The following is a 14,021-nucleotide window of genomic DNA, read 5'->3' on the forward strand; positions in this document are numbered from 1 at the left end:
GAGTCCCGAGCCCTTCCGTAGTGGGGGTGACGACTGGGATGTTTCTGGTGGTGCTGCGCTTTCCCGTCCACGGTAGAGCCGGGACCATCACCGGTCGTTTGTCCGGCGCGTAACAGTCGGGGGGCGAGGTGCGCCGGTTTGGACTGATCGCCCGAGGTCCCACGCCTCATTCCCGAGCGAGCCGCCACCGACGGCGGGAAGACCCGGTCACTCCCCCGTCGCGGCCGTGGCCTTCAGGGCCAGCCAGAGTTCCATCCGGACGTCGGGGTCGTCCAGGGACCGCCCGAGGATCTCCTCGACCCTGCGCATCCGGTAGCGCAGCGTGTGCCGGTGGACCCCCAGGTCGGCGGCCGCTGCGTCCCACTGCCCGTGACGTGACAGCCACGCCCGCAGCGAGGCGACGAGGTCCCCGCGGCCGGTGGCGTCGTGCTCGTGGAGCGCCCGCAGGAGCCCGTCGGCGAACGCCCGCACGGCGTCGTCCGCGAGCAGCGGCAGTACGGACCCGGCCGCCAGTTCCTCGTGCTCGACGAGGAACCGGCCCCGCCGCCGGGCGACGGACAGGGCCTGTTCGGCCTGCTTGTAGGCGGCGCGGGCGGCGATCGGTCCTGCGGGGGCCGAGAGCCCGACGACGAGTTCGCCCTCGTCCCCGGCCGCCCCGGCGGGCTGCTCGCGCGGGACGGCCCGCGCGGACTCCAACGCCGCGGCGTAGTCCCCGCAGGCCGCCACCGCGGCGCCTCCGTCCACGGCGAGAACGACCAGCCGCTCCCCGTCGGGCACGACGAGCACCGACTCCCCCGAACGCGCGGCGGCGGATTCGACGACCTCGGCGAGGCCGCCCAGCGGATCACCCTTGGCGTCGGGCACGGCGACGGCGGTCTTCGAGGGCACGGCGGCACCCGGGCGCACGCGTGCGTCGGCGTGCGCACGGCCGGCCGACGCGGACACCGGCTCGGCGATCATCAGCCGGAAGGGGGCGTCGAGCAGTTCGCCGTACAGGTCTCCGGCGACGGCACGCGCGTGGTCGGATTCCCCGGCGAGCAGCATCCCGAGCACGGCCGCGCCGATCCGCTGCTCGGCGGCGTGCAGGGACCGCGAGCGTTCGGTGGTGAGGGTCAGCAGGGCGATGGCCGAGTGCACGGCGTAGCGCTCGGCGGTGCCGAGCGCGCCGGCGGTCCCGACGGCGAGCGCGGCGCGCGGCCTGCGTCCCGTGCCGAGGGAGTGCAGTTCGACGCGGTCCTCCCCGCCCACCACGGAGCTCGCGGGGGCGGGCCGCTCGCGCAGCCGCTCCACGTCCGGGGTGAGGCGCGCGGCGCGGCGTCCCGCCCAGTCGGGGGCGGCGGCGACGACGGAGCCGGACGCGTCGTAGAGCGCCGCCCATCCGTCGACCTGTCCGGCGAGCGCGGTGAGCAGTCCCTCCGGCCCGTCGTTCAGGGCCTGCTTGGTGAGCTCGCGCTGCGCGGCGAATCCCGCGGTGACTGCCCGGTACTGATCCGCGGCGATGGCGGCGGACACGGCCTTGCTGATGGCGAGGAACGGGGTGCGCCGGGGCACTTCGAGGAGCGGCAGTCCCTCTTCCGCGGCCGCGTCGACGAGCGCCTTCGGGATCTCGTCGTAGTTGACCCCGACGGCGAAGCCGATCCCGACGACTCCGGCGCCGGTCAGCCGTTTCACGTACCGCCGCATGACCTCGGGATCGTCCGCGTCCAGCTTAAGCGCGGTGATCAGCAGCAGTTCCCCGCCCTCCATGTACGGCACGGGGTCGGCGAGCTCGCTGACATGGGCCCAGCGGACGGGCACGTCCAGGCGGTCCTCGCCCGCACGCACCGTGAGCTTGAGCGCGGAGTGGTGGACGAGCGAGGCGAGCGTGGGAGGCATGGGGCCTTCAGGTCGGTGTGATCTCTGTGATCTCTGTGATCTTTTGGCCGCGGCGTATGAACGGCCTGTGTCGATTCTGCCTCACCGTACGGTCGCCGCGTGCGTTCATCCCCGGACACCCTGGTCAGCGGGTCCGTATATCCATACGTCCCCCTCGATACGTCACGCCCCGGGTGCCCGTCAGCCGCGCAGGTCCACCAGCAGCGGCGGGGCGTGTCCCCCCTCGACGCTGGTCAGCGACAGGACGGCGTGGCCGGGCGGGACCGCGTGCGCCAGTTCGGAGGCGGACCAGCGTTCCCGCTCGACCTGACGCACGGTCACGGCGTCCGTGGTCACCGCCTTGCCGGTCACCAGCTTGCGCAGGGCGTGGATGGCCCGGGTCATGGGCTGGTCGGCGAAGACGGTGTGCTTGGCCACGTCCTGCGTCTCCACCCACTCGGTGCCCCAGGACTCGGCGAAGCGGCCGCCGTCCCAGGTCGTGACACCGGAGAAGGCCATGCGGCAGCCGACCGCGCCGTACAGCGGCCCGTGGAGGGCCTCGGGGATGTCCCCGATGGTCCGCAGGGCGAGGACCACTCCGGCGTTGTGCGCCCGCAGGCCCTGGATGCGGCGTACCGTCTCGGCGGTCAGGGCGCCGGTCGCGTCGTCGAGGACCAGGCAGGCGAAGTGCCCGCGCCGGTCGCCGCCGCGGACGACGGCGGCGAACTGGGCGAGCAGAAGCCGGGTGATGAGCTGGGAGGCCTCTTCGTACCCGCGTTCCGGCAGATCGACACGGACGCGCAGCGGGTGATGGGCCACCGCCCGGAGCGAGAACGGCCGGGCGCCGGTGCCCGAGCCGAAGAAGTCCGCGAAGACGGGCCGGTCCAGCAGCGCCAGGCGGTCGGCCAGAACGGGGCCGGGGTCGTTCGGGCCGCCGCTCTGCCGCAGCCGTGCCTCCAGTTCGCGGAGCATCGCGGGGTGGCCCCCGGCCGACAGGTCCTGCCGCAGGGGTTCCAGCAGCGCGGGCACTCCTTCGAGCAGTTCGCGCAGCACGGGAATCGTGGGGAACGTGCCGTGCACGGCCCGGTAGGGACCGAGCAGCTGGGCCAGGGCCGTGGCGGCGCGCCGGACGTCGACGCCGTCGACGCTCCCGACCAGGCCTTCCGCGAGAAACGCGGCGGCCTCGTCGGGGTCCTCGCAGTCGGCGTACAGGTCCAGGTCGTGGACCGACTCGGGGTCACCGAGCTTCACGACGACGTCGTACGACGCGTCGGGGCCGACCGGCGTCCCGGCGGCGGCCACGACGACGACGGCGCAGCGCGCGGTGAGGGCCTGGAGCCCGAGGGATTCGGCGACGGGCCGCACGAGGTGGCGCGTCTTGCCGGAACCCGCGGGTCCGACGGCGAGGAGCGAGGTACCGAGCGTCGCCGGGCCGAGGGCGGCACCCGCACCGGAGTAGGCGAGCGGAGTGCGCTCGCGGGCGACCCACCGGCCGAGCCGTACCTGGGCCGCGAGCAGGTCGTGCGAGGCGGCGCGGACGGGCAGGTCGCGGGCCCCGGACGGATGGGTCCAGGCCGCGGCGCCCCGCCGCAGCACGGTGTCGCTGAAGCCGGCGAGCCCTCCGTCGCGCTTGGCCGAGGTCCAGGCGCGCAGAATCCTCGCGCAGTCGACGTCGTTCATGCGTTCCGTCAGCACCTCGGAGGACAGCAGTTCCGCCGCCTTGTGCTGACCGGTCGCCCTCAGTTCGGGCCATTCGGCCGGAGGGCCGGACGGCTCCGCCGGCTCGGCCTGAGCCGCCGTCGCCGCGGTCGGCCGGGAACCGAACCGCTCCTTGGCGAGCGGCCACCATCCGCCCAGCTTGGCGAACGGCAGCACCACGAGCACGGTGATCAGCGTGTACACGCCGTAGCTGATCACCAGCGACTCGAACACCTCACGCCCGCCGGCGATCAGCGCCACCAGGGACAGCACCGGGTTGACGATGGGCAGGGGGTCCCAGCCGATGCCCGGGAAGGCGTCCGGCCAGACGAACGTGAGCGTCAGCAGGGCCGCCAGGGCGGCGATGACGGCCCGGCCCGGCTGCGCGCGCCGGACGACGAAGTGATGGGCGATCTCGCGCCAGCTTCCGAGGCGTCCCATCGTGTAGACCAGCGCGCCGAAGAAGAGTCCGTCGTAGACACGGATGGCGTCCTCGCCCTGCCAGGACTTCGGGGCGGTCGTACCGCCCCACCACCAGTCGTCCGGTGTGAACAGTTTCAGCACGACCAGCTGATAGGGGACGTTCCCCCGGCGCCACAGGGACCAGACGACGAGCCCGAGCACCAGAGGGATCAGGAGACCGACGATCGTCACGGAGGGCAGACGCCTGCGCTCCTTCGACGCCCGGGGCGCGACATATCCGTACCGCCAGATCCCCAGTGCGGCCTCGGGGCGGGGTTCGTTGAGCCAGTCGCGTACGGCCCGGCGGGGTCCGGGCGGGCCGGCGGGGACGGGTGGCGGGCCCGAGGGCCTGGGCGGGGCTCCGCCGGGGACGGCCCCGGGGGGTGCGGCCGGACGAGGCACGGGATCGGCATGCGTACCACGTGCGTCGCGCGTACCGTCGAAGTCCATCGTGTGCGCCCCCTGACCAGCCAGTCCGCCTGTCGCTCCGAGGCCAATCTAGTGGTCCTGCGGGGCGAGTTCACCGTTTACACGGCCGGGCCCGCGGCGGGACGGGGCCACCGGGCGTCCGCTCCTCTATGTCCACCGCGGACAATGGATTCGTCCGACAACGCCCACATGGCGCATGCCGAGCCCCCCTCCTCGGCTCTAGCCTGCGAAGAAAGAAGGCAAGCGTCCGAAAACCCCCCGCCCGGACCAGCCCCGCGTTCGCCGGGGACCGTCCGGTTCGCAAGATCATCAGGGAGCCCCTCATGACCGCACTTCCGCAGGAGCGCCGCGTCGTCACCGCCATCCCCGGCCCGAAGTCGCAGGAGCTGCAGGCCCGGCGCACCGCCGTGGTCGCGGCCGGTGTCGGGTCGGTGCTCCCCGTCTTCACCACGCGCGCCGGCGGCGGGATCATCGAGGACGTCGACGGCAACCGGCTCATCGACTTCGGCTCCGGCATCGCCGTGACGTCGGTCGGCGCGAGCGCCGAGGCCGTCGTGCGCCGGGCCTCCGCCCAGCTCCAGGACTTCACCCACACCTGCTTCATGGTCACGCCGTACGAGGGGTACGTCGCCGTCGCCGAGGCGCTCGCCGAGCTGACCCCGGGCGACCACGCCAAGAAGTCCGCCCTGTTCAACTCGGGCGCCGAGGCCGTCGAGAACGCCGTCAAGATCGCCCGCGCGTACACCAAGCGCCAGGCCGTCGTCGTCTTCGACCACGGCTACCACGGCCGGACGAACCTGACGATGGCGCTGACCGCCAAGAACATGCCGTACAAGAACGGCTTCGGTCCGTTCGCGCCCGAGGTCTACCGCGTGCCGGTCGCCTACGGCTACCGCTGGCTGACCGGCCCGGAGAACGCCGGCGCCGAGGCGTCCGCCCAGGCCATCGACATGATCAACAAGCAGATCGGCGCCGACAACGTCGCCGCGATCATCATCGAGCCGCTGCTCGGCGAGGGCGGCTTCATCGAGCCCGCCAAGGGCTTCCTGCCGGCCATCAGCCGGTTCGCCAAGGACAACGGCATCGTCTTCGTCGCGGACGAGATCCAGTCCGGCTTCTGCCGCACCGGCCAGTGGTTCGCCTGCGAGGACGAGGGCATCGTCCCGGACCTGATCACCACCGCCAAGGGCATCGCGGGCGGTCTGCCGCTCGCCGCCGTGACGGGCCGCGCCGAGATCATGGACGCGGCGCACTCGGGTGGCCTGGGCGGCACCTACGGCGGCAACCCGGTGGCCTGCGCCGGTGCGCTCGGCGCGATCGAGACGATGAAGGAGCTCGACCTCAACGCCAAGGCGAAGCACATCGAGTCGGTCATGAAGACCCGCCTCGGCGCCATGGCCGAGAAGTTCGACATCATCGGCGAGGTCCGCGGCCGCGGCGCCATGATCGCGATCGAGCTGGTCAAGGACCCGGCCACCAAGGAGCCGAACCCGGAGGCGGCCGGCGCGCTCGCCAAGGCCTGCCACCAGGAGGGCCTGCTGGTCCTGACCTGTGGCACCTACGGCAACGTCCTCCGCTTCCTGCCCCCGCTGGTCATCGGCGAGGACCTCCTGAACGAGGGCCTCGACATCATCGAGCAGGCCTTCTCCCGCATCTGACGACGCGGACGGCACCGCAGCACCGGAACCCCGGACCCGCCCCCGGCGGATTCCGCCGGGGTTTCGGTGCTGCGGCGTTCCCGTGGGGGCGTGTGAAGAAGGTGTGCGAGGTACATGGCGGGACGCGAATCCGCCTGTCGGAGCCGCACCCCCTGCCGTAGGTTCTAAGCGGATCAGGGATACACCCGCCCACAGGGGACTGTGGGCTGTACCGGGCCGAGGCTTCCCCCAGCTTCGCCCTGGTCGTGCCCTCGCGCACACACCCGGAGCTTGCGGCTCCGGTTCTCCTCACCGATCGGACGGTCGCCCGCCCCAAACCCCCCGGGGCGCGCGGCATTCCGGTCCGGACGGCCGCCTCGGAACCACCCCCCCTGTTCCGGGGCGGCCGACTCCCTTCTTCCGCGGGGCCCGTGCCGCGACGGCGCCGGACAATGGCAGGCTGTCCCCCATGTCCCGCACGCCCCTCCTGTTCGGCCTGCCCTCCCTGTGCTTCGCGCTCATCACCTGGCAGGTCGTGGCGGGCGGCCCGCTCGTGAGCCTGGACGAGCGGCTGAGCGGCAGCCTCGTCCACCCGAGCCGGTTCTCCGAACTGCTCGCCGACCTGGGCAGCGTCCAGGTGGCGGTCCCGGTCCTGGCACTGACGCTGCTTCTCGTCGCCCTGCGGAACCGTGCCACCGGTCTGGACCGATGGTGGCTGCCCCCGGCCGCCGCCGCGGTCCTGATGGCGCTGGTCCCCGCGGTGATCGTGCCCCTGAAGGAACTCGTCTCCCGGCCGGGCCCCCCGGTCATGGGGCCCGGCACCGGCTTCTATCCCTCGGGTCACACCGCCACCGCCGTCGTCGCGTACGGCGCGGCGACCCTGCTCCTCCTTCCGCTGCTCCGCACCGCGGGCGCCCGTGGGGCGCTGCTGTGCGTGTGCGTGGCCCTGAACGCGGGCGTGGCCTTCGGCCTGGTCCGGCGCGGCTACCACTGGCCACTGGACGTGGTGGCCAGTTGGTGCCTCTGCGCGGTGCTGCTGTCGTCCCTGTGGCTCTTCGTCAGCCGAAGTACGCGTCGAAGTTCCGCGAGAACTCCCAGCCTCCGAACCGGTCCCAGTTGACCGACCACGTCATCAGACCCCGCAGGCCCGGCCAGGTGCCGTGGGTCGCGTACGAACCGCAGTTGGTCTTCTTCGTCAGGCAGTCCAGGGTCTTGGTGACCTCGGCCGGGGCGACATAGCCGTTGCCCGCGTTGGTGGTGGCGGGCATGCCGATCGCTATCTGGTCGGGGCGCAGGGGCGGGAAGACGTTGTTCGCGTCGCCCGCCACCGGGAAGCCGGTCAGCAGCATGTCGGTCATCGCGATGTGGAAGTCGGCGCCGCCCATGGAGTGGTACTGGTTGTCGAGGCCCATGATCGACCCGGAGTTGTAGTCCTGCACGTGCAGGAGGGTCAGGTCGTCACGCAGTGCGTGGATCACCGGGAGGTAGGCGCCGGCGCGGGGGTCCTGGCCGCCCCACTTCCCGGTCCCGTAGTACTGGTACCCGAGCTGGACGAAGAACGTCTCCGGGGCCATGCTCAGGACGAACTTCGAGCCGTACTTGGCCTTCAGGGTCTTCAGGGCGGAGATGAGGTTGACGATCACCGGGGTGGTCGGGCTCTTGAAGTTCGTGTCGCTCGCGTCGAGGGAGAGCGAGTGACCCTCGAAGTCGATGTCCAGGCCGTCGAGGCCATAGGTGTCGATGATCTTCGAGACCGAGGAGACGAAGGTGTCGCGGGCGGCCGTACTGGTGAGCTGGACCTGGCCGTTCTGGCCGCCGATCGAGATCAGCACCTTCTTGCCGGCCGCCTGCTTGGCCTTGATCGCGGCCTTGAAGTCGGCGTCGCTCTCCACCGTGGGGCACTCGGTGACCGGGCAGCGGTTGAAGCGGATGTCGCCCGAGGTGGTGGAGGTGGGTTCGCCGAAGGCCAGGTCGATGACGTCCCAGCTGTCGGGCACGTCGGCCATGCGCGTGTATCCGGCGCCGTTGGCGAAGCTCGCGTGCAGGTAGCCGACGAGCGCGTGCGTGGGCAGGTCGGAGGAGCCTCCGCCGCCTCCGCCCGAGCCCGCGGAGGTGGTCGCGGTGACGGTTGCCGACTTCGCGGACTCGCCCGCGTCGTTCGTCGCGGCGACCTGGAAGGAGTACGCGGTGGAGGCCGTCAGCCCGCTCACGGTGGCCGAGGTTCCGGTGACGGTCTGGACCTTCACCCCGTCGCGGTAGACGGCGTACCCGGTCGCGCCGGACACCGCCGCCCAGGACAGGCCGACCGACGAGGAGGTGACCGTGCCGGTCTTCAGATTGGTGGGCACGGCCGGCGGCTGCCCCGCGTCGACCCCGGGGCCGGTCAGCGAGAGGTCGTCGGCCCAGTAGGCGCCGGTGCCGTACCAGCCGTGCGTGTAGATCGTGACCTGCGTCGTGGCGGCGCCGGTGCGGAAGGTGGTGCTCAGCTGCTGCCAGTCGGCGGCGGACGGGGTCCAGGTGCTGACGTCGGTGGTACCGGTGCCGGTCGCGCCGAGGTAGACGTAGCTGCCGCGGACGTAGCCGGAGAGGGTGTACTGCGCGTCGGGCTTCACCGTCACGGTCTGCGAGCACTGCGCGTAGTCACTGCCGGCCGGGGTGGCCGTCATCGCCGAACTGCCGCTGTGAACCGGCGAGTTGACGACAGTGGATGCCGTGCAGGTCCAGCCGCCCAGGCCCGACTCGAAGCCGCCGTTCCTGGCCAGGTCGGCGTCGGCCGCCTGGGCGCCCGACGAGACCGCCACCAGGCCGGGTACGGCCAGGACGGTGGCCGTACAGGCAGCGAGCAGCCGTCGGCGGTGGCGGGCGAGGGGTCTGTCGTGCCGGGTGGGGTCCATGAGTGCCTCCGGGCATGGGGGAGTTGGAGGATGGAGCGCGCGCCCAACTTGGTCCAGACCAATTTGGTTGTCAAGTCCTCTGACAGACAACGGAGTTCTGACGGCCGCCGGGAACTCCCCCTCACCGGCGCCGGTCCCCGTCACGAGCGAGGCCCGCCGCGGCCTCGTGCATGGCCAGTTCGAGCAGTGCCGGGTCCGTGAGCGTGCCCGAGCCGTCCGGCGCGACCAGCCAGCGGACCCCGCCGGTCGACCGTCCCGGATAGGGCACCACGATCCATGTGCCGTGGCCCGCCGTGCGCACCCCTGTGCCCAGCCACCGGGTCGCGGTGCCCGCGGGCACGAAGAAGCCCATCCGGGCGTCCCCGAAGTCGACGAGCACCGGCCCGGGCTGGTCGAGCACCCGGGTCAGTACGTCGAGGGTGGGATAGCCGAGCTCGGCCGGAAGAATCAGGACGTCCCAGGCCCTTCCCGCCGGCAGCAGCGCGATCCCTCGGGGACTGCGCTCCCACTCCCAGCGGCAGGCTTCGGGGTCCGGAGCCACGGATGCCAGCCACTCGACCGCCGCCTTGGGCCCTGTCATGACGGAACCTCCCTCTCGTGTCGACGCGGGTCGCGTCACAGAGGAGAGGGAGGTCCGGGCGGTCCATTACGCGGGTTCGGGGGACCGATTGACAGAAATTCAGCTCACGCCCTTCGCGGGCGTGCCGTCAGCTGTCGAAGCCGAGGCCCAGCTTGTCCATCGCCTTCAGCCACAGGTTGCGCCGGCCTCCGTGCGTGTCCGCCCGCGCCAGCGACCACTTGGTGAGCGCGATGCCGGTCCAGGCGAACGGCTCGGGCGGGAACGGCAGCGGCTTCCTGCGGACCATCTCCAGCTCGGTGCGTTCGGTCCGCTCCCCCTCCAGCAGGTCGAGCATCACCTCCGCGCCGAACCGGGTGGCGCCCACTCCGAGGCCCGTGTAGCCGGCCGCGTAGGCGACCTTGCCCTGGTGGGCGCTGCCGAAGAACGCCGAGAACCGGGAGCAGGTGTCGATCGCGCCGCCCCAGGCGTGGGAGAAGCGGACACCCTCTAGCTGCGGGAAGCAGGTGAAGAAGTGCTCGGCGAGCGTGGCGTACGTCTCGGGGCGGTCGTCGTACTCGGCGCGCACCCGGCCGCCGTACGGGTAGATCGCGTCGTAACCGCCCCACAGGATCCGGTTGTCGGCCGACAGCCTGAAGTAGTGGAACTGGTTCGCCGAGTCGCCGAGACCCTGGCGGTTCTTCCAGCCGATGGAGGCCAGCTGGCCGGCGGTGAGCGGCTCGGTCATCAGCGCGTAGTCGTAGACCGGAACGGTGTACGGGCGCACGCGCCTGACCAGGTTCGGGAAGATGTTGGTGCCGAGGGCCACCCGGCGGGCGCGGACCGAGCCGTACGGCGTGCGGACGGCCATGCCGGCGCCGGACGGCTTCAGGGCGAGGGCGGGCGTGTGCTCGTACACCCGCACCCCGAGCTCCAAGCACGCGCGCTTGAGGCCCCAGGCCAGTTTGGCCGGGTGGAGCATGGCGACCCCGCGGCGGTCGTGCAGTCCGGCCAGGAAGGTCGGGGAGTCGACCTGTTCCCGTACGGCCGCGGTGTCGAGGAACTCGATGCCGTCGGCGAGACCCCGCCGCTCCAGCTCCTGGTGCCAGTCGCGCAGTTCGGCCGCCTGGTGCGGCTCGGTGGCGACGTCGATCTCGCCGCTGCGCTCGAAGTCGCAGTCGAGGGAGTAGCGGGCGACCGCGGCCTCGATCTCGTCGAGGTTGCGGGCGCCCAGTTCCTCCAGCTTCCCGATCTCGTCCGGCCAGCGGGTGAGCCCGTTGGACAGACCGTGGGTGAGGGAGGCGGCGCAGAAGCCGCCGTTGCGGCCCGAGGCGGCCCAGCCCACCTCGCGGCCCTCCACCAGGACGACATCCCGCCCGGGGTCGCGCTCCTTGGCGATCAGCGCGGTCCACAGTCCGCTGTAGCCGCCGCCGACGACGAGCAGGTCGCAGGTCTCGGCGCCGGTGAGCGCGGGCTCGGGGTGGGGTTTGCCGGGGTCGTCCAGCCAGTACGGGACCGGCTGGGCGTCGGAAAGGGATTTCGTCCACTGATTACCACGGGTCATGGCGCTTGGGGCCATGATTTCAACTCCCTACAAGGGTGACGAGCGTTATGCCTTCTGCCTGTTCCGGCGATTTCCGATGACCATGCCGAACAGGACGAACAGGACGGCGACGAGGAACATGGCCGTACCGATGACATTGATCTGGACGGGTGTTCCGCGCTGTGCCGAACCCCAGACGAACATGGGGAACGTGACGGTCGAGCCCGCGTTGAAATTGGTGATGATGAAATCGTCGAAGGAGAGCGCGAAGGCGAGCAGCGCGCCCGCGGCGATTCCGGGGGCCGCGATGGGCAGGGTGACCCGCAGGAACGTCTGCGCCGGGCCGGCGTAGAGGTCCTGGGCCGCCTGTTCCAGCCGGGGGTCCATCGACATGACACGGGCCTTGACGGCCGTCACGACGAAGCTGAGGCAGAACATGATGTGGGCGATCAGGATCGTCCAGAAGCCGAGCTGGGCACCCATGTTGAGGAACAGGGTGAGCAGCGAGGCGGCCATGACGACCTCGGGCATCGCCATCGGCAGGAAGATCAGCGAGTTCACGGCGCCGCGCGCGCGGAAGCGGTAGCGGACCAGCGCGAAGGCGATCATCGTGCCGAGGACGGTGGCCCCGATCGTCGCCCAGACGGCGATCTGGAGGCTGAGCCCGAGCGAGCCGCACATGTCGGCGACGCCGCACGGATCCTTCCAGGCGTCCGTGGAGAACTGCTGCCACTCGTAATTGAAGCGGCCCTTCGGTTTGTTGAAGGAGAACACGGTGACGACGACGTTGGGCAGCAGCAGATAGGACAGCGTCAGCAGTCCCGCGATGACGACGAGATGGCGCTTGAGCCAGGTGACGAGGGGCATTTAGACCAGATCCTCCGTCCCGGACCGGCGGATGTAGACCGTGACCATGAGCAGGATCGCGGCCATGAGAATGAAGGAGAGCGCGGCGGCCGTCGGATAGTCCAGGATCCTCAGGAACTGGGTCTGGATGACGTTGCCGATCATGCGGGTGTCGGTCGAGCCGAGGAGTTCGGCGTTGACGTAGTCACCGGCCGCCGGGATGAACGTCAGCAGCGTTCCGGAGACCACGCCCGGCATCGACAGCGGGAAGGTGACCTTGCGGAAGGTCGTCCAGGGCCTGGCGTACAGGTCGCCCGCGGCCTCGTGCAGCCGGCCGTCGATCCGCTCCAGCGAGGTGTAGAGCGGCAGGATCATGAACGGCAGGAAGTTGTACGTCAGACCGCACACCACGGCCAGTGGTGTCGCGAGGACGCGGTCGCCCGCGGTCCAGCCGAGCCAGTCGGTGACGTTCAGGACGTGCAGTGTGTTGAGCGCGCCGACGACCGGGCCGCCGTCGGCGAGGATCGTCTTCCAGGCCAGGGTGCGGATCAGGAAGCTGGTGAAGAAGGGCGCGATCACCAGGATCATGATCAGGTTGCGCCAGCGGCCCGCCCGGAAGGCGATCAGATACGCCAGCGGATAGCCGAGCAGCAGGCACAGGACCGTGGCGGCGGCCGCGTAGGACACCGAGCGCAGGAACTGCGGCCAGTACTCGATGAGCGCGTCCCAGTAGGTCGCGAAGTGCCAGGTGACCTTGTAGCCCTCCTCCAGGGAGCCCGTCTGCACGGACGTGGAGGCCTGGTAGATCATCGGCAGCGCGAAGAAGACGACGAGCCACAGGAGTCCGGGCAGCAGCAGCCAGTACGGGACGAGGCGGCCCCGCTTCCTGGGCTGCTTCTCCACGGACTGCGGCGCGAGCGGTGGCGCTTCGGCCTCGGTGACGGTGGCCATCAGGCGGCCTCCTCGGCCGTGTCGACACCCGCGTCGATGTCCTGGGCGGCATCGAGGCCGAAGGTGTGCGCCGGGCTCCAGTGCAGGACGACGTCCGCGCCGGGGACGAGCCGGGAGTCGCGCTCGATGTTCTGGGCGTAGACCTCGAACTCGGGACAGACGGCGCTGTCGATGACGTACTGCGTGGAGACGCCGATGAAACTGGAGTCGGCGATCTTGCCGGTGATCCGGTTGCGGCCGGCGGGTATCTCGCCCGCGTCGTCGGCGTGCGTGAGGGAGATCTTCTCCGGGCGGACGCCGACCAGGACCTTGCCGCCGGTGGTGGCGGGTGCCGAACAGCGCGCCGCGGGGAGCACCAGCTTGCCGCCGCCCGCCTTGAGCACGATGTCGTCGCCGCTGCGGGAGTCGACCTCGGCCTCGATGAGGTTGGAGGTGCCGAGGAAGTTGGCGACGAAGGTGGTGTTCGGGTTCTCGTAGAGGTCGGCGGGCGCGCCCAGCTGCTCGACGCGGCCCGCGTTCATCACGGCGACCGTGTCGGCCATGGTCATGGCCTCCTCCTGGTCGTGCGTGACGTGCACGAAGGTGATGCCGACCTCGGTCTGGATCCGCTTGAGCTCGAGCTGCATCTGGCGGCGCAGCTTGAGGTCGAGGGCGCCGAGGGGTTCGTCCAGGAGCAGCACCTTGGGGTGGTTGATCAGTGCGCGGGCGACCGCGACACGCTGCTGCTGGCCGCCGGAGAGCTGGTGGGGTTTCTTGCGCGCCTGCTCGCCGAGCTGGACGAGGTCGAGCATCTCCTCGACCTGCTTCTTGACGCTCTTGATCCCGCGCCGGCGCAGGCCGAAGGCGACGTTCTCGAAGATGTCCAGGTGCGGGAAGAGCGCGTACGACTGGAAGACGGTGTTCACCGGCCGCTTGTACGGCGGCAGGTTCGTCACCTCCTGGTCGCCGAGGTGCACGGTGCCGGAGGAAGGTTCCTCCAGACCGGCGATCATGCGCAGGGTGGTCGTCTTGCCGCAGCCCGAGGCACCGAGCAGGGCGAAGAAGGAGCCCTGCGGCACGGTCAGGTCGAGCGGCTGTACGGCGGTGAAGGATCCGTAGGTCTTGCTGATCCCGGTGAGGCGGACGTCGCCGCTGGTTTCTGTCGTCATCAT

General features: G+C 71.0%; 10 protein-coding genes. 2 read left to right on the forward strand and 8 right to left on the reverse strand.

What is annotated here, in order from left to right:
* Positions 1–207: 207 nt before the first annotated feature.
* Together OG780_RS12155 and OG780_RS12160 are read right to left on the reverse strand one after the other, a co-directional pair.
* Positions 208–1,875: a PucR family transcriptional regulator gene (locus OG780_RS12155; protein ID WP_328447493.1), complete on the reverse strand. Its 1,668-nt coding sequence runs from the start codon at positions 1,873–1,875 to the stop codon at positions 208–210.
* A gap of 180 nt (positions 1,876–2,055) precedes the next feature.
* Positions 2,056–4,464: an ATP/GTP-binding protein gene (locus tag OG780_RS12160; protein ID WP_328447496.1), complete on the reverse strand. Its 2,409-nt coding sequence runs from the start codon at positions 4,462–4,464 to the stop codon at positions 2,056–2,058.
* A gap of 302 nt (positions 4,465–4,766) precedes the next feature.
* Between OG780_RS12160 and gabT the strand changes: the two genes are divergently transcribed.
* Positions 4,767–6,101 carry a 4-aminobutyrate--2-oxoglutarate transaminase gene (gene gabT / locus OG780_RS12165; protein WP_328447498.1) on the forward strand — a complete coding sequence of 445 codons (1,335 nt, stop codon included), beginning with the start codon at positions 4,767–4,769 and terminating at the stop codon, positions 6,099–6,101.
* Between the two features lie 199 nt (positions 6,102–6,300).
* On the forward strand, positions 6,301–7,200 hold the full coding sequence (locus OG780_RS12170; protein ID WP_443062314.1) for a phosphatase PAP2 family protein: 900 nt from the start codon (positions 6,301–6,303) through the stop codon (positions 7,198–7,200).
* Here OG780_RS12170 and OG780_RS12175 read toward each other — a convergent pair.
* The 6 genes from OG780_RS12175 to OG780_RS12200 all read right to left on the reverse strand — a co-directional run bounded on the left by OG780_RS12175 (position 7,139) and on the right by OG780_RS12200 (position 14,018).
* A complete protein-coding gene (locus OG780_RS12175; protein WP_328447500.1) occupies positions 7,139–8,974 on the reverse strand; it encodes a chitinase in 1,836 nt (611 codons plus the stop codon). The two genes, OG780_RS12170 and OG780_RS12175, sit on opposite strands and share 62 nt — an antisense overlap.
* Before the next feature lie 121 nt (positions 8,975–9,095).
* The gene (locus OG780_RS12180) at positions 9,096–9,554 is read right to left on the reverse strand and encodes a hypothetical protein (RefSeq protein WP_328447502.1); all 459 of its coding nucleotides are present in this window, start codon (positions 9,552–9,554) and stop codon (positions 9,096–9,098) included.
* A 127-nt stretch (positions 9,555–9,681) separates the two neighbouring features.
* On the reverse strand, positions 9,682–11,109 hold the full coding sequence (locus OG780_RS12185; RefSeq protein WP_328447504.1) for an NAD(P)/FAD-dependent oxidoreductase: 1,428 nt from the start codon (positions 11,107–11,109) through the stop codon (positions 9,682–9,684).
* 30 nt (positions 11,110–11,139) lie between these two features.
* Entirely contained in the window at positions 11,140–11,940 is an 801-nt protein-coding gene (locus tag OG780_RS12190; protein WP_328447506.1) for an ABC transporter permease, read from the reverse strand.
* Positions 11,941–12,870 carry an ABC transporter permease gene (locus OG780_RS12195; RefSeq protein ID WP_328447508.1) on the reverse strand — a complete coding sequence of 310 codons (930 nt, stop codon included), beginning with the start codon at positions 12,868–12,870 and terminating at the stop codon, positions 11,941–11,943.
* Complete coding sequence (locus OG780_RS12200) at positions 12,870–14,018, reverse strand: ABC transporter ATP-binding protein (RefSeq protein ID WP_328458070.1); 1,149 nt, start codon at positions 14,016–14,018, stop codon at positions 12,870–12,872. Before OG780_RS12200 ends, OG780_RS12195 begins: the two co-directional genes overlap by 1 nt.
* Positions 14,019–14,021 lie beyond the last annotated feature (3 nt).

Origin of the sequence: Streptomyces sp. NBC_00386 (assembly GCF_036063235.1) — a bacterium.
In the GTDB taxonomy this organism is placed as follows: domain Bacteria; phylum Actinomycetota; class Actinomycetes; order Streptomycetales; family Streptomycetaceae; genus Streptomyces.

Bases quoted from the DNA above. Each gene is read 5' to 3' on its own strand.
- OG780_RS12195 (WP_328447508.1), bottom strand. From the start codon at position 12,870: ATGGCCACCGTCACCGAGGCCGAAGCGCCACCGCTCGCGCCGCAGTCC.
- OG780_RS12190 (WP_328447506.1), bottom strand. From the start codon at position 11,940: ATGCCCCTCGTCACCTGGCTCAAGCGCCATCTCGTCGTCATCGCGGGA.
- gabT (WP_328447498.1), top strand. From the start codon at position 4,767: ATGACCGCACTTCCGCAGGAGCGCCGCGTCGTCACCGCCATCCCCGGC.
- OG780_RS12160 (WP_328447496.1), bottom strand. From the start codon at position 4,464: ATGGACTTCGACGGTACGCGCGACGCACGTGGTACGCATGCCGATCCC.
- OG780_RS12175 (WP_328447500.1), bottom strand. From the start codon at position 8,974: ATGGACCCCACCCGGCACGACAGACCCCTCGCCCGCCACCGCCGACGG.
- OG780_RS12180 (WP_328447502.1), bottom strand. From the start codon at position 9,554: ATGACAGGGCCCAAGGCGGCGGTCGAGTGGCTGGCATCCGTGGCTCCG.
- OG780_RS12155 (WP_328447493.1), bottom strand. From the start codon at position 1,875: ATGCCTCCCACGCTCGCCTCGCTCGTCCACCACTCCGCGCTCAAGCTC.
- OG780_RS12200 (WP_328458070.1), bottom strand. From the start codon at position 14,018: ATGACGACAGAAACCAGCGGCGACGTCCGCCTCACCGGGATCAGCAAG.
- OG780_RS12185 (WP_328447504.1), bottom strand. From the start codon at position 11,109: ATGGCCCCAAGCGCCATGACCCGTGGTAATCAGTGGACGAAATCCCTT.